The 17646-nt window shown below is 46.3% G+C and carries 17 protein-coding genes; all 17 read right to left on the bottom strand.

Features of this window, described 5'->3' with window-relative positions; translation table 11 throughout:
* Positions 1-25 precede the first annotated feature (25 nt).
* The 17 genes from yabQ to purR all read right to left on the bottom strand — a co-directional run bounded on the left by yabQ (position 26) and on the right by purR (position 17639).
* Positions 26-511, bottom strand: coding sequence for a spore cortex biosynthesis protein YabQ (gene yabQ / locus SporoP33_RS09735; RefSeq protein WP_081243527.1), 486 nt, complete (start codon positions 509-511; stop codon positions 26-28).
* A complete protein-coding gene (gene yabP, locus SporoP33_RS09730; protein ID WP_081243526.1) occupies positions 508-807 on the bottom strand; it encodes a sporulation protein YabP in 300 nt (99 codons plus the stop codon). Before yabP ends, yabQ begins: the two co-directional genes overlap by 4 nt.
* A gap of 326 nt (positions 808-1133) precedes the next feature.
* Positions 1134-1424 (bottom strand): RNA-binding S4 domain-containing protein, encoded by a 291-nt coding sequence (locus SporoP33_RS09725; RefSeq protein ID WP_081243525.1) that lies wholly within the window; start codon positions 1422-1424, stop codon positions 1134-1136.
* The gene (mazG, locus tag SporoP33_RS09720) at positions 1421-2881 is read right to left on the bottom strand and encodes a bifunctional methyltransferase/pyrophosphohydrolase YabN (protein ID WP_081243524.1); all 1461 of its coding nucleotides are present in this window, start codon (positions 2879-2881) and stop codon (positions 1421-1423) included. The genes SporoP33_RS09725 and mazG overlap by 4 nt, the downstream gene beginning before the upstream one ends.
* Before the next feature lie 5 nt (positions 2882-2886).
* Positions 2887-4479: a putative polysaccharide biosynthesis protein gene (locus tag SporoP33_RS09715; protein ID WP_081243523.1), complete on the bottom strand. Its 1593-nt coding sequence runs from the start codon at positions 4477-4479 to the stop codon at positions 2887-2889.
* 51 nt (positions 4480-4530) lie between these two features.
* Complete coding sequence (gene ytaF, locus SporoP33_RS09710; protein ID WP_081243522.1) at positions 4531-5124, bottom strand: sporulation membrane protein YtaF; 594 nt, start codon at positions 5122-5124, stop codon at positions 4531-4533.
* 246 nt (positions 5125-5370) lie between these two features.
* Positions 5371-6573, bottom strand: coding sequence for an NAD(P)-dependent malic enzyme (locus tag SporoP33_RS09705; protein ID WP_081243521.1), 1203 nt, complete (start codon positions 6571-6573; stop codon positions 5371-5373).
* A gap of 573 nt (positions 6574-7146) precedes the next feature.
* Positions 7147-7683 carry a stage V sporulation protein T gene (gene spoVT, locus SporoP33_RS09700; protein ID WP_081244824.1) on the bottom strand — a complete coding sequence of 179 codons (537 nt, stop codon included), beginning with the start codon at positions 7681-7683 and terminating at the stop codon, positions 7147-7149.
* 83 nt (positions 7684-7766) lie between these two features.
* Positions 7767-11300, bottom strand: a complete 3534-nt coding sequence (gene mfd, locus SporoP33_RS09695) for a transcription-repair coupling factor (RefSeq protein ID WP_081243520.1) — start codon at positions 11298-11300, stop codon at positions 7767-7769.
* A 98-nt stretch (positions 11301-11398) separates the two neighbouring features.
* Positions 11399-11617 (bottom strand): anti-sigma-F factor Fin, encoded by a 219-nt coding sequence (locus SporoP33_RS09690; RefSeq protein WP_081243519.1) that lies wholly within the window; start codon positions 11615-11617, stop codon positions 11399-11401.
* Between the two features lie 54 nt (positions 11618-11671).
* On the bottom strand, positions 11672-12241 hold the full coding sequence (pth, locus tag SporoP33_RS09685; protein WP_081243518.1) for an aminoacyl-tRNA hydrolase: 570 nt from the start codon (positions 12239-12241) through the stop codon (positions 11672-11674).
* A gap of 80 nt (positions 12242-12321) precedes the next feature.
* Complete coding sequence (locus SporoP33_RS09680) at positions 12322-12951, bottom strand: 50S ribosomal protein L25/general stress protein Ctc (protein ID WP_081243517.1); 630 nt, start codon at positions 12949-12951, stop codon at positions 12322-12324.
* Positions 12952-13031: 80 nt separating this feature from the next.
* Positions 13032-13991, bottom strand: coding sequence for a ribose-phosphate diphosphokinase (locus SporoP33_RS09675; protein WP_081243516.1), 960 nt, complete (start codon positions 13989-13991; stop codon positions 13032-13034).
* A 27-nt stretch (positions 13992-14018) separates the two neighbouring features.
* Positions 14019-15377: a bifunctional UDP-N-acetylglucosamine diphosphorylase/glucosamine-1-phosphate N-acetyltransferase GlmU gene (glmU, locus tag SporoP33_RS09670; RefSeq protein ID WP_081243515.1), complete on the bottom strand. Its 1359-nt coding sequence runs from the start codon at positions 15375-15377 to the stop codon at positions 14019-14021.
* A gap of 296 nt (positions 15378-15673) precedes the next feature.
* The gene (gene spoVG / locus SporoP33_RS09665; RefSeq protein WP_081243514.1) at positions 15674-15961 is read right to left on the bottom strand and encodes a septation regulator SpoVG; all 288 of its coding nucleotides are present in this window, start codon (positions 15959-15961) and stop codon (positions 15674-15676) included.
* Positions 15962-16434: 473 nt separating this feature from the next.
* On the bottom strand, positions 16435-16809 hold the full coding sequence (locus SporoP33_RS09660) for a RidA family protein (protein WP_081243513.1): 375 nt from the start codon (positions 16807-16809) through the stop codon (positions 16435-16437).
* Positions 16809-17639, bottom strand: a complete 831-nt coding sequence (purR, locus tag SporoP33_RS09655) for a pur operon repressor (RefSeq protein WP_081243512.1) — start codon at positions 17637-17639, stop codon at positions 16809-16811. The genes SporoP33_RS09660 and purR overlap by 1 nt, the downstream gene beginning before the upstream one ends.
* Positions 17640-17646 lie beyond the last annotated feature (7 nt).

The following is a 17646-nucleotide window of genomic DNA, read 5'->3' as shown; positions in this document are numbered from 1 at the left end:
CACACACCTTTCTGACGTAATTCCGCTATTGCACTCTATTATATAGTACTCTGCATTTATTTTGAAGGAATTTCCCTATGTTCTTTGCAATTCGGATAAACGGTGACATAATCAGTGACAAAACCGAGACAATCAAATAAATAATACGCCGGCACGTCAGGAAGACAAGACGAATGATGAGCCAGATCGGCCTAAGCACCACAAGTAACAGTAGTCTGCCTGCGAACCGCGCGGGATGATAAAAAACAGCTGCATATAATAACAAGCCACTGATCTGGGCGACAGGGTCATACATTCTCCATGCCCCGCCGCGCACCATGATCAATACTAAAAATGCCCCGATTCCTAACCCAATCCAAACCATGCATTCAAACCAGAATGCCCATCTTTTAATGAATGAACGTTTATCGCTTGCCGCGACAATTGTCCCGAATAAATCCATTACTATTCCAGCCGCAATCCCTGTTCCGATCATCGCCAACAGACTGAAGAACTGGACGGACAGACTCATCCGAATAGTTTATGAAGGAAATTGCGTGAACCTGCTGCGTCTTCATCATCGTATTGCAGTGTTTGGACAGAGCCTTCAAGCGTCAATAAGCCCTTGTCCACGTCCAGATGTACAATACGCAATTCCTCCCCGCGGATTTGCAATACGCCTTGCGATGTTCTGACTAGAAACTCCTCCTGGTCAAAGCGGTCAATCGTTTTCACAGATGTGAGGTCCATTCTTTTGCGATTGCGCATCGTCACTACGTGATCTCCTGATGGAATAGTATACATGGAGCTGTCTGTTTGAATCTGCATATGCGTCCCCCTTTTCTAGTGCGTTCTCCATATCTTATGCAGGGGCTTGGTCAAACATGACAAGCTGTTTTTAAATTGAAGGGGGCCGGCTGCACGTTTAGCGGTCAAGAACTGCTGGCTATTGAGCGGCTGGACAGCGCTAATGATCGCTTGGCAGACAGTTTAGAGCGGATCTGATTCTCCATAGAGCGCTTGCGCATTGCCATTGAGCGGTTAAGGGGCCGCGTAGAGCGCTGGACAGATTTAATGAGCGCTTATGACTTAATCTGCATAAATCTGAAAAAAGAAGACAGCCTGACGTAAGGCTGCCTTCTTTTCACATATCTTTACTCTTCGTCATCCATAAATTCAGGTTCAACTTTCTCCAGACGCTCTTCACCTGTGATCGTGTACATGCCAGCTGCGTCCTCTTTTTTGGTGGAGGCCTTTAATTCATTAACTTTCGCCGTCACAATCTTTTGGCCGAAGCGGATGGACAGCTCGTCTCCCGGCTTCACAACCGAAGATGCTTTGGCTACTTTATCGTTGATGGTGATTCTCCCCTGATCAGCTACTTGCTTTGCCAATGTTCGGCGTTTGATCAGCCGGGATACTTTCAAAAATTTGTCAAGTCTCATTGAGTTCCTTCCTTTCGTTTGGCCTGTCTCCAGAATTCTTCCAGTTCCTCTGCTGTATAGTCTGAGAAATCACCGCTGCCCTGTTTTACGGACTGCTCTACGAACTGGAAGCGGGATTTGAATTTTTTATTCGTATGCCACATCGCTTCTTCCGGTGAGATTTTCAAGAATCTTGCTATGTTGATGATAGTGAACAAGACATCTCCAAGCTCGTCCAGCTGCTGCTCCGTCCCGCCGCTGCGCACTTCTTCCTGGAACTCCTTCCACTCTTCCCGGAACTTGTCAAAAGCTCCTTCTATGGAAGGCCAGTCGAATCCAACTTTTGCGGCGGCTTTCTGATAATTGTAGGCAGTGAGCATGGATGATGCCAGACGTTCCTGACCGTCCAGCAAACTGGACGGTCTCGGCTTTTCCTGTTCCTTGATCGCCTGCCAGTTTGTCAGCACGTCGTCTGTCGTATCTGCTTTCGTTTGCGCAAAGACATGCGGGTGGCGACGGATCATTTTCGCTCCGACCGTTTCAAGAACGTCTTCCATGGAGAAGTACCCGTTGTCTTCACCGATTTGCGCGTGCAGGAACACTTGCAGGAGCACATCACCAAGTTCTTCAATGATTGATTCGTCGTCTTCTTCGTCAATCGCCTGTATCAGCTCGAAAGATTCTTCAATTACATAACGCTTCAATGATTCATGCGTCTGCTCACGATCCCAAGGACAGCCGTCCGGCGCGCGCAAGGCCGCGATAATCTCACGGAATGAACTCCATTCTTTCAACCGCTGTTCACGGTCAGGAAGCGGCGGTACGTAGACTGTCGTCAGGTTATTCAAAGCCACGACGCGGTCAAGCTCAAACAAAGGGACTTCTGTCAACGTTTCATCCTGTGAGCCTGCAGACGTTACAATCGTAACGGTGTGATCGTCGGGATACTTTTCCATTAGAGATAATTTCACATCTGAAGCGACAAATGCATCGTAAACTTGTCCAATTAAGACATGCTGATCCATGCGTACGTCATCACGCTTCAAGTCCGTTCCGTCAAGCAGCTGAAAGCCTTCGATCGGATCTATACGCAACGCGGTAAAAATGGGATCCAAAAAGCTGCTTCCGCCTGCGATATGCAGTTCGATTTCACCCGCCCGTTCTTTCTCAATCAGCAATTGAACCGTGCGTTCCGCCACAAGCGGATGACCCGGCACGGCATATGTAATCGGCTGTTTCATGCTCATTTCAAGCAGCTTTTCGACAATTTGCTGATAGACATCTTCAAATGCATCATTCGCTTCATAGATTGCATCGAAACTGTCCATTTTGAGACCTTCAGAACGCAACTCCTTTACGACAGGATGTTCTTCCGTACGGACAAAGAGATGGTCAGCCTGTTTCAATAATCGGTATGTGCCGAGTGACAGCTGGTCCAAATCACTTGCACCTAATCCAATGACGGTTATCTTATTCACATGATTCACCTTCTATTTTTAGTTAGCCATAGTTGAGCAGTCGCCAGTCTTTTACCGAAAGGCAGCAAATACCACTCTTTTTCTTTCATTATACGTGATTTCAAGACGACGAAAAGGAATATGATTGCTCCGATTGCGACAGCCGAAAGTGCAGTCAGCGCAGCGCTTGCGCGTGATGACAGTGCGTCTGACAGCCAATAATCCACTGACAGCGTCCACGGAATCAGCACCCCCGCCATCGCTGCGCCTGCACCGGCCAGCACTGCATAAAAACGGAATGGCGCCAGCGGAAGCTTCCAGTAACGCTTGAAATAGATGATTAACAACACGGCAACAACAGCAAACGCAACGGCACCTGACGCAGCAGCACCTTCAATGCCGAAGTGCCGGACCATCGGCGGTGTGGCTGCCAGTTTAATGAGTATACCGAGCAGCATAAGTATAAGCGGCCCCCGCACGTTTCCGCTCCCCTGCAAGATCGCTGTCAACGGCAGGATAATCGACAGCCAGAAAATCTGTATACAGAAGATGATCAGAGCAACGGAACCTGTCCGAGTCTGAAACAGCATTTCATTCACATAAGGCAGCACAAGAATCAGTCCGATTGTGGCGGCCCAGCCGAATAAAATAGACGTGCGGAATGTCAGACTGATGAATGGCAATGCACTGCGACCGTCTGTTTTTGAAGCATGGTGTGCAATTAGGGGCACTAATGCGAGCGCTAAAGTCGATGCCAGCAAAATGCCCATTTGCGCCAGCGGCTGTCCGCGGTCATAGACACCTTTCATTTCCATAGCCGCTTCACTTACTGTACCGGCCTGAACTAGCGCATTGTAAATTGTAAATGAGTCCACTAATTGAAAGACCAGTAATATTAAAGAGCTTGCACTGACACTTATACTGATTTTGGTCAGCTCCCTGACCACTTTCCACGGTTTCACGGCTGCTGCTGCCATGCGTTCACGCTGCAGGAAGAACCATGTGAGAATCAAGACGCCCGCCGCTTCGCCGGCCACTGCGGCCCACATTGTAATTTCCCCTATTTTATAAAGCGACGTTCCCGTGCGCACAGCAATCCACGTGCCCGCAAGTACAATCACGACGCGGAGTAACTGTTCCGACACATTGGATATCGCAACAGGTATCATTTGTCCTTCTGATTGGAAGACACCCTTCAGAACGGCAAGAAACGGCAGCACAAGCACAATATATGCCCCGGCCTGCAGAACAGGCGCCAATGCAGTGTCACCCATCCATTCCGCAAAGACCGAAGATCCAGACCGCAATAACAGAAAAACACCTGCGGATAATAAGAGAAGATAAGCAAGCGACACACGTAAAATTCCACGTGACTCCCCCGGGCTTCTGCTTTCCGCCAGCATTTTCGACACGGCGACCGCAAATCCTGACGATGTCCAGACGATAAATATTCCAATGAACGGATATACTTGCTGATAAATATAAAACCCTTTATCTCCAACCAGGTTTTGAAAAGGCACCCGGTACATTGCGCTCAACACTTTGACAATGACGGCCGCCATCGTAAGAATCGACGCACCTTTCATAAACGACTTCATATTCCACTTAGTCAACGCCATACATGCGCCTCTTTCATTCGATGATGGTTTCTAGTATACCATCTCACTGCATCAAAACAGGCGTGTGAATGCAATCAATAAAATAATCACGCCGCTCATGAATGTTCCAAACTGTCCGACAGACATTCTGCCGATTTGGACACCCGCCAATCTGGCACCTAATCTGACGCCCGCCGATAATGTGATATAACTGCCGATTGCCGCTGACAGCGCGATCGCAATGGGCGACAATGCCAGCAGTCCAGCTCCTACACCGTTCGTCAGTGCATTCGCGGAGAGTGCGATGCCGAGCAGCAGCGCTTCTCCAAGGCTAATATGCGAAGATCCGTCAAAGTCCATTCTTTCAGGCTCGCTGAATACATTAGACTGATGTCTTTTCTGCTGCCGAAAAGCAATGACCATAATTCGTATCCCGATCATACTGAGTACTGCAAATGCTATGAGATCAGGAAGCATTCCCGGTAACAGTTCAGCCAGCCATGCCCCCGACACGATGCCGATCAAACTGAAGATAAAACAAATTGCCGCTATAAGCGCATTCGATGCGGGCGGAATCCGAACCCGCTGTACCCCGTAAGAAAGTCCGACTCCAAAGTTGTCGATGCTGGATGAAATTGCAAAACCCGCGATCAGTAGCCAAGTCATTCCGTTCCCCCCAAGCCTATTGGTTTTATCTTACTATACGTGCGGGAGGTTGCATGCGTGTGTGCGCGGGGCATACAGAAAAACCAGTCTTTCCATTGTGCAGGAAAAGGCTGGTTCATTTATTGAAAAGTTAAGGAAATAAAACGTGCTGCGGCGGAAAGCCGTGTGCCATCCGTTTTACAGGATCCCTGCATAAAAGCAAAACCCGTCTCCCCATAAGCCGGGTAAGACGGGCCTGCATTTCATTTATCGGTTTGGCAGAATCAGTTCTTTTGCAACGGATACACCTGTGCGCATTGCCGCTTTCCCTACTGCATGTGCAACGATTGTCGGAATACGGTCATCGAATGGATCAGGAATGATATAATCATCACGCAAGTCTTCATCCTTGATCAAATCGGCAATAGCATAGGTTGCTGCAAGCTTCATCTCTTCGTTAATTTCCGTTGCCCTGACGTCAAGTGCACCGCGGAAGATGCCCGGGAATGCCAAGACGTTATTGACCTGGTTAGGATAGTCTGAGCGGCCCGTCGCAATAATACGCACGCCGTATTCTTCAGCTAACTCAGGCTTCAATTCAGGATTTGGGTTCGCCAGTCCGAATACGATCGGGTCTGTGTTCATCAGGGCAATCAATTCTTTCGTCAACAAGTTTGCGACAGATACACCCACGAAGACGTCTGCACCTTTCATCGCATCTTCCAATGAACCTTCGATCTTTTCAAGATTCGTAACACGGGACATTTCATGCTTGATGTCGTTCATCGAATAGTCTCGGCCTTCAAAAATAATTCCTTTTGAATCACACATAATAATGTTCTCGAAGCCCATGTTAAGCAACAGCTTTGTAATTGCCACGCCTGCCGCTCCGGCACCGTTCAATACGATCTTCACTTCACTGCGTTCTTTGCCGACCACTTTCAATGCATTCAGTAATCCGGCACCTACTACGATTGCCGTGCCGTGCTGGTCATCATGGAAAATCGGGATATTGCATTCTTCCCGCAGCCTTTGCTCAATTTCAAAACAACGCGGCGCAGAGATGTCTTCCAGATTTACCGCACCGAATGTCGGGCTCATCATTTTTACAATATTTACAATTTCATCAACGTTCTTTGTATCAAGACAGATTGGAAACGCATCGATCCCGGCAAACTGTTTCAGCAGCAGCGCTTTACCTTCCATGACTGGCAGTGCAGCTTCAGGGCCGATGTCTCCAAGGCCGAGAACCGCCGTTCCATCCGTCACAACTGCCACCAGATTTCCTTTGATTGTATATTCATATGCAAGAGACGGATCATGAGCGATTTCTACACAAGGTTCAGCAACACCCGGCGAGTACGCCAAACTCAAATCCTCTTTATTTTCCAATGGCACTTTTGAAACGACTTCCATTTTTCCGTTGTGAATTTGATGCATGTGTAAAGAAGATTTGTATTTCTTGTTCATAATATCGCTCTCCCTATCCGTTTTTAATTGTTCTTTCGTGTTGGTAGTGATTATAAGCGTAAACATAAAGTAAACACAAGGGCAAATTTTCTATCAACTCCAAAAATTAAAAATTCGTAAGCGGTTACATTACCTTTGTCAAAGGATTTGCAGCGTCTTTAAATTTTTCAAAAAAAGTTTTGACATTTGCCTCTTTTCGTAGTATGTGAAAACTTTCACTTTAGTTTTAGGCCTTGTGAAGCCCTTCACTAAGCGTTTTTGTGAAAAGGTTCACGTATAAAAAAAGGAGCACTTGAAGCAAGATATTTGCGTAGTATGTGAAATTCTTCACCTTTTATCAAAAGAAATAACTAAATATTATTTAACCCCTACTTGGGTAAAACCGGGAATGTTTCACTTGTAACAGTGACCGTATTTACCATTTACTGTAACAATTCAAAACATTCGCACCGCCTGTTTGGATTAATATTTTACCCGGAGCCGCAAAAAGCCGGCTTTTCGGCAAAAAAACTCACAGCGGCTTCTTCCGCTGTGAGTTTTTTTATAAAAGTTTTATACATTCATTAAATCCGCTTAGTTTTCCATCTGTTTGGCCAGAAAACTCGCTGCGGTTTCTGCTGCCTTTTGTTCTACATCTCCTACGAAGTGAACTTTTGACAGCAAGTATACCGCACCAATTGCATCACCATTTGTAACAATCGGGGCAACACAATAGGATTTGACCTGTTCAACCTGGCCGGGTACCCATTCCACGGACTTTTCGTGCTTCTCAATGACAGTTGATCTGCCGTTTAGAATCTCTTCACAGACAAGTGAAAGCTGACGGTTCATATAGTCTTTCTTTGAAAGGCCCGCTACCGCCAGCATCTCATCCCGGTCGCTGATCAAAGCCGGCGTCCCGATGGTTTCGTAAAGTGATTCCGCATATTCCACGGCAAATTCGCCAAGCTCTGAAATAGGTGAATACTTCTTTAAAATGACTTCTCCTTCACGGTCAGTGAATATTTCCAAAGGATCGCCTTCACGAATTCGAAGTGTCCTTCTGATTTCCTTTGGTATAACCACTCTTCCCAGATCATCAATTCTTCGGACAATACCCGTTGCCTTCATATATAATGCCTCACTTTCTCGAAATGAAATGTATTTCTGAGAGTAGTATGCATCATCATTGGTCATTTTATGCAATCGAGGTGTTACAAGGCATCCGAAGATTCTACTTCCTTTGCAGTCTCCTGCATCGTGTGCACCATATCCTCCACCATATCGAACTCTGTGTACTGATTGGATTTCTTTTCATTTACTGTAATTATTATTTGCCCGTTATCGATCGTCAGTCCAACAGCGTGACCGTATTTCAATGATCGCTCCATAAGCTTTGCGCCGTCAGCACGCGCTGTTCCTTCTTCTGACAAGCGAATTTCCGCCACGCCTTGCACATTCTTAATGGAAACTACGCCTGCTTTTCGTCCCCAGGCTTTCATTCGTCCGACACGAAGCAGCAAGTCGGCTTCAAACGGCATATCTCCGAAGCGGTCGATCATTTCGTCAACCAGCTCCAAATAATCCTCGTCCCCGGTAATTGCTTTCACCCGCTTATACATCTGGATTTTCTGATAGCCATCCTGAATATACGTTTCAGGAAGGTAGGCATTGATCGGCAATGAAATTTCTACATCCGCCTTGTCTTCTTTCACGACTCCTGTCTGTCTTTCTTCAATCGCTTCCTGCAGTAACTGCGAATACAAATCGAAACCGACAGAATCGATGAAGCCGTGCTGCTGGGAACCGAGTAAGTTTCCTGCACCGCGTATGGATAGATCCCGCATGGCGATTTTAAAACCGGATCCAAGCTCCGTAAACTCTTTAATTGCCTGCAGACGGTTCTCCGCTACTTCTGTCAGTACTTTATCGCGCTGATAGAGCATGTAGCTGTACGCCACACGATTGGAACGCCCGACTCGTCCGCGTAATTGATAGAGCTGCGATAACCCCATTCGGTCCGCGTCATGAACAATTAATGTATTGACGTTCGGAATATCAATCCCTGTTTCAATAATCGTTGTTGTGACGAGCACGTCAAATTCTCCTTCAAGGAAACTCATGATCACCGCTTCAAGCGCAGCTTCACCCATCCGGCCATGCGCCGAAGCAATACGCGCTTCTGGCACCAGATCACGGATCTCCTGTACTTTCCGGTCCATATCTTCCACGCGGTTGTATAAATAAAAGACTTGCCCGCCGCGTCCCATTTCCCGCTCGATCGCTTCACGCACCAAGCCTCCGTTATGTTCCATGACATACGTTTGGACAGGGAAACGGTTAGCCGGAGGCGTTTCAATAACAGACAAATCCCGTACGCCGACCATCGACATATGCAATGTCCGCGGAATAGGCGTGGCGGTCAGTGTCAGTACGTCCACGTTGGTCTTCAGCTGTTTCAACTTTTCTTTATGCGTGACGCCAAAACGCTGCTCTTCATCCACGACAAGCAGCCCCAGATCCTGATAGACGACGTCTTTTGAAAGCAGACGGTGCGTACCGACCACAATATCGACAGTTCCCGCTTTAAGCCCTTTAATGGTCTCATCCTGCTCTTTCTTCGTCCGGAACCGGTTCAGCAAAGATACTGTCACAGGATAGTCCGCGAAGCGCTCCTTCATCGTCTCGTAGTGCTGCTGTGCCAGAATAGTCGTCGGAACGAGGAACGCTACTTGCTTGCCGTTTGTCACAGCCTTGAATGCCGCCCGGATTGCGACTTCTGTTTTCCCGTATCCTACGTCTCCGCATAATAGCCGATCCATTGGCCGCGCACGTTCCATATCTTTCTTAATTTCCGCAATAGACTGCAGCTGGTCTTGTGTTTCTTCATATGGAAAGGCATTTTCAAACGAACGCTGCAGATCATCGTCCTCGCTGAACGCAAAACCTTTCTCCGCTTCCCGTTTGGCATACAGTTTGATCAAGTCATCGGCAATATCCTGAATGGCAGCCGTTACTTTACGTTTCGTTTTCGTCCATTCCGTACCGCCAAGCTTATGCAGTTTCGGCTCTTTTTCCCCAGACGCCACATATTTTTGGATTAAATCAATCTGATCGGCTTGAACGAACAGCTTATCCTCACCGCGGTACCGAATATCCAAATAATCTTTCTGAATACCTTTAACGTCAAGCGTCACCACGCCATAGTATTTACCGATTCCGTGATGGACGTGAACTATATAATCTCCAGGTTTGATTTCGGAATAACTTTTGATCCGTTCCGCATTTGTCAGCTTAGGCGGACGTGCTTTGCGTTTCGGTTTACCTGTAAACATTTCCGCGTCCGTAACGACGGCCAGTTTTTGGAATGGAAGCTCAAATCCCGCTGACAGATCTCCTTCAATAATCGACAAAACGCCTTCTTTTCCCGGTTTGCCGTCTATTGCTGCTTCTATATCGTACTCCTGTAAAATATCCTGTATCGTCTGCATTCGTTCAGGCGAAGAAGCAAGAAGAAAGACGTTGTACTTGGACTGCTTCCACCGCTCGATTTCATTTTTCAATAATGGCATCTGACTGTGAAACTGCTGCATAGGCTTACAGGAAACTGAAATAGATTTCTTGATTGTAAAGCCTGGCACCGCGCGCGTAAATAAAGACAGATATAATCGTTTCTGATCAATATTCTCCAGTACCTGCCCGTATTTCCAGGCAAGCTTCGTGTCGTGCAACATTTTTCCGTCTTCCAGCATTGCCAGCTGATATTCCTGCTCTTCTGATTCCAATGTTGCGACCGATTCCTGTATACGCCCGAGTTCGTCAAAGACGATCAATCCATCGGCAGGAAAATAATCTGTCAGCATGGCGCTGGCCTCCGAAGAGAAGGACGCATATTTCTTCATTGTATCCGGCACAATACCGTCTTTCATCATGCCGATATCCTGCATGACGGTTATTAGAAGTTGCTGCTGCAAATCTTCGCTCTTAATTTTGTTCAGACTATCACCGAGTGCCTGCTCCACTTGCTGCGAAACTTTCAATAGTTCTTCAGGCGTCCAAATAAATTCTGTCGCCGGAAGCAGTGTGATGGAATCTAACTTGCCTGTCGAACGCTGATCTTCCGCAGAAAAAGTCCGTATCGAATCAATCGTCGTATCAAAAAGCTCGATCCGCACAGGTTCTTCCATCGTCAGCGGATAAATATCCAGTATTCCCCCGCGCAACGCAAATTCACCCGGTGCACTCACCAGGTCTTTTCGTATATAGCCCATGGATACCAGTTTCTCGAGCCAAATTCCCACGTCAATCTCATCGTCCGTCTTCGCTGTCACATAATGCGTCAGCCAGCGTTCCTTAGACGGCAACAGCTTTCGCAGTCCGGCAACCGGTGTGATATAAATGCCGGAGCCTGTACGCGCCATATGATCAAGCGTGTCAATACGGCCGGCACGCAGTTCGTAACTCGCAAATGAAAAATCTGCCGCCACCAGTTCTTCTGCTGTATAGAGGTGTAAGTGCGCCTCGTCGATCAGCTTGCTCAAGTCCTCATACGTACGCTGGGCTTGGAGCATATTTGGCGAGACAATCAGGACCGGACGTGTCAGTGACTGCTGAATCAGTTTAAAGAATATTGCTTTTGATCCGCCGGATAAGCCTGTGACCAACTGTTGGTCCTGTCCGGCTTCTAAATCATTCAGCAGGCCCTGAATCTCTTTCTCTTCCAGAAAAAGCTGCTCTATTACTCCCACTCGACTGCTCCTCTCTATCTATCGATTAATATAGTGATGTGAATCAGAAAGATTTATGCACAAAAAGCTTTGGCTGTCTGCGCCAAAGCATCTGTTACTTATTGTAACCATTTTTTTAAGGTGTAATAATCCGGGAATGTCTGCAGGGATTGTTCACAGTATTCGCAAATGCATCGTATATGCAGTCCGCCATCTGAATCGACGGATAGAAATGTGCTTTTTTCCGCATCTCCCAATTGACTGAGCGTTTCCTTTGCTGATTCGAATGGAATTGAACCGATTTCCGTGTGACAGTGATTGCAAGAATAACGGATCATATTCTCTTCACCTTCCTTTTTCCAAAGTATAGGCAAAGAGTGGAAGTATTATGCTTATGATCCGTTAAATTTATTCATCACTTCAAGGAACGGCGTATTGCGGTGTACCCACTCTTCACAGGCGTCTGCACTTTTTTGTATCGCTTCTTCCATTAATGGCTGCTCATCCTTGCCAAAAGGAGACAGTACATAATCAGAAACTTTCATGCCGCCGGACGGACGGTCAACACCGATGCGGATACGGTTGAATTCAGAGGTAGCCATATGGGCAATTATCGATTTCATGCCGTTATGGCCGCCTGCACTTCCCTTTTGACGAAGACGGATTTTTCCGGCAGGCAAATCCAGATCATCGTATAACACAAGTAATTCTTCGTCATTTACCTCAAAGTAATCTGCCAGCGGACGAACGCATTCTCCGGACAAGTTCATATAAGTCATCGGCTTCAACAGTATCACTTTGCCCTCAGGCGTATGGATCGTCGTATACTGACCGTTGAACTTTTGCTGGAACGGCGGAGCCTGCCAGCGTCTTGCCAGTTCATCAATGACTTGGAAACCTATATTATGCCGTGTTTTTTCGTAGTTCTTCCCGGGATTCCCGAGACCAATCAGTAGTTTCATGCTCTTCTCTTCCTTTTCTAAACAATATATATACATAGAAAAGGAGCGCACGGTTCAAACTCGTGCGCCCATTTTGTAACTTATTTTTCTTCTTTATCTTCACCGATAACTTCCGGCTCTGCTTCAGTACTTTCAGTTGCTTCGTCAAGTGCTTCCATTTCAGCTTCTGAACGTGGTGCAGAAATTGTTACCAATGCTGTTTCATCATCATTCACAATTTCAAACTTCACTTTGTCGCGAATATCGCCAACAAGGATAGTTTCTCCGATCTGAAGTTCTGAAATATCCACATCAATATGCTCTGGAATTTCAGACGGCTTTACGCGAACTGTAACTTCCCACTGAGGCTGCTGAAGTGTTCCGCCTTCTTTTTCACCCGGTGCTTCACCAACCAGGTTAAGGTGTACATCTACTTCAAGCTCTTCCGTCATGTTGATCGCCAAGAAATCAGCATGTGTAAGGAATCCTGTTAGTACATCTGATTGATAATCACTCAATACGACATTTACATCTTTGCCGTCTACGTTCAACTTGATTACACCGTTTCTTCCTGTTTCACGAAGTGTGTCAAGAAGATCGCGTTCTTTTACCGCAATCGGTGTGCTTTCTGTTTGGTAGCCATAGACTACGGAAGGAATCCATCCGTCATTTCGTAATTGTTTTACTGTGCTTTTGTCAGTTTCTCTTAAGTTCGACTGCATTGTGCTCATTTGTATAGTCACCTTTCCTATAAAAAGTTTTTTCTACCTCTTGAAACGTTCAATACCAGACGACATCAAGTAACCTGTCATCAGTCAAATAATGTACTTACAGACTTGTTCTCAAACACACGGACAATTGCAGATGATAACAAAGGTGCAATCGACAGTTGTTTGATCTTTGGAGATTGTTTTTCTTCCGGCAATTTAATGGAATTCGTAATCACCAGTTGCTTGATTTTAGAATTATTAATGCGTTCGATCGCAGGACCGGATAAAACAGGATGTGAACAACAAGCATACACTTCTTTTGCTCCACTTTCAATTAATGCGCTCGCAGCAATGGTGATTGTACCGGCTGTATCGATAATATCATCAATCAGAATCGCCGTTTTACCTTCCACATTGCCGACGATATTCATGACTTCCGCTACATTTGGACGCGGACGGCGCTTATCGATAATAGCAATCGGCGCTTTCATGCGGTCAGCCATTTTACGTGCACGCGTTACGCCGCCGTGATCCGGTGAAACGATGACCAAATCATCGCCTCCTAATCCTTCACCTTGGAAGTACTCCGTAAGAATCGGCTCTGCAATCAAGTGATCGATAGGAATATCGAAGAACCCTTGAATCTGCGGCGCATGCAAGTCTACAGCGATTACACGGTCAGCACCTGCTTTTTCAAGTAAGTTTGCAACTAGTTTCGCCGTGATCGGTTCACGGGAACTTGCTTTACGGTCTTGGCGGGCATAGCCGTAATAAGGCATTACCACGTTAATTGTACGCGCAGAAGCACGCATCAAGGCATCTAGCATAATGAGAAGTTCCATTAGGTTATCGTTGACCGGATTAGAAGTGGATTGAATAACGAATACTTCACAGCCACGGATGCTTTCATCGATATTGATTTGGATTTCCCCGTCACTAAAACGTTTGACTGAGAGTTTGCCGAGCGGAAGCCCGACTTGATCTGCCACTTCTTGTGCAAGTGGTTCGTTTGCAGTTAAAGAAAAGATTTTCAGTTTGTCGTTTGGATAATGATTTGCCATGATGGCCCTCCTGTTGGTTGGGTAAGATTAGTTTTTTACGTATCCTTCTTTATTCTCTTGCCGAACGCGTGCAATTGCAAGTGAATTTTCGGGTACATTTTTAGTAATGGTGGAACCCGCTGCCACAATTACATTCTTTCCTATAGTGACCGGTGCGATTAAGTTAGCGTTACAGCCTACAAATGCATTGTCTTGTATTTCTGTTTTATGCTTATTTTTCCCGTCATAATTGACTGTAATTGTACCGCAGCCGATATTGACGTTTTTGCCGATTTCCGTGTCCCCAATATAGCTGAGGTGTGACACTTTACTGCTGTCACCAAGCTGAGATTTCTTGACCTCTACAAAGTTTCCGACTTTCACCTTGTCACCGAGCTGTGTTTCGGGGCGTAAATGTGCAAACGGGCCGACCGCCGTCTCGTTCCCTACTGTACTGTCCCGGACAACAGACGAATGTATAGTCGCGAAGTCGCCGACTGTACTGTTTTGGATATGACTGTTCGGACCGATGACACAGTGTGCACCGATTTTGGTTGCGCCTTCAATCAGTACGCCTGGCTGAATGACTGTATCGCGGCCAATCTCTGCTTCCGCGCTGATGACAGTCTGCTCAGGGCTGATGATGGTGACGCCGTTGCGCATATGCTTCTCTGCAATGAGAAGACGCATTTCCTTTTCTGCCTGCGCCAGTGCTACGCGGTCATTCACGCCCAGTGTTTCATGGAAGTTCTGTGTCGTGTAAGCCGAAATTCTTTGCCCTTCCGACTGCAGGATTCCCAATACATCCGGAAGATAGTACTCACCTTGCGCATTTTCGTTATTCACTTTTTTCAAAGTATCAAATAATACGCGGTTATCAAAACAGTATGTGCCTGTATTGATTTCTTTCACCAGACGTTCTTCATCGTTTGTATCTTTATGTTCGACGTTTCTCAATACGTCACCGTTCTCTGCCCGGATAATTCGTCCGTAACCGGTCGGATCATCTGCGTTGGCAGTAAGTATTGTTGCTTTCGCTTCTGTTTGCTGATGATGTGCAAGGAGCGCCTTCATTGTCTCCGTGCTGATCAGCGGCGTATCCCCGCAGACAACGAGTGTTGTGCCGTCTAAATCCCCAAGCACCGCTTCAGCCTGCTGAACCGCGTGTGCAGTGCCCAGCTGTTCTGCCTGCAGTGCATATTCGCTTTTATCGCCCAGCGTTTGTTCTACCATCTCGGCTCCATGACCGACAATCGTGACGATCCGATCTGCGTGCAGATCGTGAATATGATCGATCACGTGCTCTACCATCGGTTTGCCGCAGACTGGATGAAGTACCTTGTAAAGATCCGACTTCATTCGCGTACCCTGTCCCGCAGCCAGGACAATCGCATATGTGTTTGTCATCTGCCAGCCTCCATCCTTGTTTCATAAATTCATAATTGACTATATCGGAAATGACTGATTTTTTCAAGCATATCCCCTTGACAATTACATGGCTTTATTTTATGATTATTAATCTATTTGTAATTATATTGATAGGTAAATCGGCTGACGGGCGGGAAATACAATTCGAATGATCTCTATTCGGGAGATTGGATTTCCGGCAGCCGCTTTATTTCAGAACGGCCAAAAGACCATCTACTCGAATAGATGGTCTTTTGGCGGATACGATGTATAAATCTATTTTCTTTTTTCTCGAATTACAGCGCAGCTTCTTCCAATACCCCTTGCTGTTCGCCTGCTTGATGATACGCCGCCAGGATTGATTCCTGAACCTTCATGCGTGCATCAGAATTAATTGGATGCGCTACATCGCGGAATTCCCCATCCGGCGTGCGCTTGCTTGGCATTGCCACAAATAATCCGTCATTCCCCTCGATGACTCGGATATCATGGATGACAAACTGATCGTCCAGCGTAATGGATGCAATCGCTCTCATTCTGCCTTCCGTTTCCACCTTGCGTAACCTCACATCTGTGATCTCCACTTTCCCCACTCCCTTGTTGTCGTTTTCACACTGAATGTATTCTAGGCTGGATCATGCTGTTTCTTTTTCTACCCATAATACTTGTGCTGATTCTATAATACTATTTTTTGTTGCAGATTAAAATAGTATTTTTGTGAATTTTTAAATATTTGTATATTTCTTCAATAGACTGGCTACTTTCAGACTAATTTTTAATAAAAATAAGAGGCTGGGACAAAACTAAAAATAAAGTCCGTTCCCCTGCGCTCCAAAAGGCACGCTTTCCGCGGGGCGCGCTTGAGCCTCCTCGTCGCTGGCGCTCCTGCGGGGTCTCAACATTCGCGCTAAATCCCGCAGGAGTCGGCCTTTTTCCGCTCCGGTCCACTCAAATGCTTTGCAAAGTATTTATTAAAAAATAGACATAAAAAAGCGTAAGGGAATAATAAATTCCTTTACGCTTTTTTCATATTATGTCCCAGTCTTTTCTCAAATAATTAGCTGCAAATTGCGATTGCTTCTATTTCCACTCGGACATCTTTTGGCAAACGGGCTACTTCGACTGTCGAGCGGGATGGTTTATGCTCACCGAAATGTTCTTCATAAATTGCATTCAATGCTGCAAATTCATTCATATCCTGAATGAATACTGTGGTCTTGACGACTTGCTGCAAACTCGAGCCGGCTTCCTCGAGCACTTTGCTCAAATTAATAAGAACCTGATTGGTCTGTTCTTCAATCCCGCCTTCTACTACATCACCTGCGGCAGTTAAAGGTATCTGCCCCGATGTGTAGACTACACCGTTTACTTTTACCGCTTGTGAATAAGGGCCAATCGCCTGCGGTGCCTGCTCTGTCTTTACATATTTCATCAATCATTACCGCCTCTCGTGAAGTAATTTCCTTCTTCGAGCTCAATCTTCCGATGCTTCTCATCGACAGCGCGCAATTTAACTAATGAAAGATAGTCATCCACCAGCACTTCCTCAGGATGCTCCGCTTCCACTAGTACTGCTACACCGCCAAGTTCGCAATCGAATTCCTCGAGCAGTGTTTTCATTCCTTGAATCGTGCCGCCCACTTTCATAAAATCGTCTGTCAGCAAAACTTTTTGACCGCTCTGCATGCTTCTTTTCGACAGAACCATCGTTTGAATTCTGCGCGTAGAACCCGACACGTAATTGATGCTCACCGTCGATCCTTCCGTCACTTTGCTGTCGCGGCGAACGACGATAACCGGCACATTCAAATGACGCGCAATCGCATGCGCAATCGCAATGCCTTTCGTTGCAACAGTCATGATTGCATCTATTTCCTGATCATAAAAAGCCGATGCAATGACTTTGCCGACCCGGTCAAGAAACCTTGGATTGCCTAATAAATCAGTCATGTACAAATAGCCGCCGGGCAGCAGCCGATCTGATTTCCTGAGCTCGTCCATCAACGAGTGAATGACTTCTTTTATTTCACCGCGGCTGACTAACGGAATGTATTTGATGCCGCCGGCGGCACCGGAAATCGTCAGCAGACGACCAGTGCCGCTTTCTTCAAAAGTCTCTTTCAGAATGCCAAGATCTTCACTGATTGATGATTTTGCCGCAGCGTATCTGTTAGAGAAAAACGTCAAAGAAATGAGGGTGTGCGGGTTTTCCAGCAAATGGCGCGTCATATCTACAAGCCGTTCACTTCTTTTCCATTTCATATAATAC

The sequence above is a fragment of the Sporosarcina sp. P33 genome, from assembly GCF_002077155.1.
GTDB lineage: Bacteria > Bacillota > Bacilli > Bacillales_A > Planococcaceae > Sporosarcina.
The sequence above is the reverse complement of the archived record's forward strand: the minus strand, read 5'-3'. Positions and strand labels throughout refer to the sequence as shown.

Bases quoted from the DNA above. Each gene is read 5' to 3' on its own strand.
- yabQ (WP_081243527.1), bottom strand. From the start codon at position 511: ATGAGTCTGTCCGTCCAGTTCTTCAGTCTGTTGGCGATGATCGGAACA.
- yabP (WP_081243526.1), bottom strand. From the start codon at position 807: ATGCAGATTCAAACAGACAGCTCCATGTATACTATTCCATCAGGAGAT.
- SporoP33_RS09725 (WP_081243525.1), bottom strand. From the start codon at position 1,424: ATGAGACTTGACAAATTTTTGAAAGTATCCCGGCTGATCAAACGCCGA.
- SporoP33_RS09715 (WP_081243523.1), bottom strand. From the start codon at position 4,479: ATGGCGTTGACTAAGTGGAATATGAAGTCGTTTATGAAAGGTGCGTCG.
- ytaF (WP_081243522.1), bottom strand. From the start codon at position 5,124: ATGACTTGGCTACTGATCGCGGGTTTTGCAATTTCATCCAGCATCGAC.
- SporoP33_RS09705 (WP_081243521.1), bottom strand. From the start codon at position 6,573: ATGAACAAGAAATACAAATCTTCTTTACACATGCATCAAATTCACAAC.
- spoVT (WP_081244824.1), bottom strand. From the start codon at position 7,683: ATGAAGGCAACGGGTATTGTCCGAAGAATTGATGATCTGGGAAGAGTG.
- SporoP33_RS09690 (WP_081243519.1), bottom strand. From the start codon at position 11,617: ATGATCCGTTATTCTTGCAATCACTGTCACACGGAAATCGGTTCAATT.
- pth (WP_081243518.1), bottom strand. From the start codon at position 12,241: ATGAAACTACTGATTGGTCTCGGGAATCCCGGGAAGAACTACGAAAAA.
- SporoP33_RS09680 (WP_081243517.1), bottom strand. From the start codon at position 12,951: ATGAGCACAATGCAGTCGAACTTAAGAGAAACTGACAAAAGCACAGTA.
- SporoP33_RS09675 (WP_081243516.1), bottom strand. From the start codon at position 13,991: ATGGCAAATCATTATCCAAACGACAAACTGAAAATCTTTTCTTTAACT.
- glmU (WP_081243515.1), bottom strand. From the start codon at position 15,377: ATGACAAACACATATGCGATTGTCCTGGCTGCGGGACAGGGTACGCGA.
- SporoP33_RS09660 (WP_081243513.1), bottom strand. From the start codon at position 16,809: ATGAAATATGTAAAGACAGAGCAGGCACCGCAGGCGATTGGCCCTTAT.
- purR (WP_081243512.1), bottom strand. From the start codon at position 17,639: ATGAAATGGAAAAGAAGTGAACGGCTTGTAGATATGACGCGCCATTTG.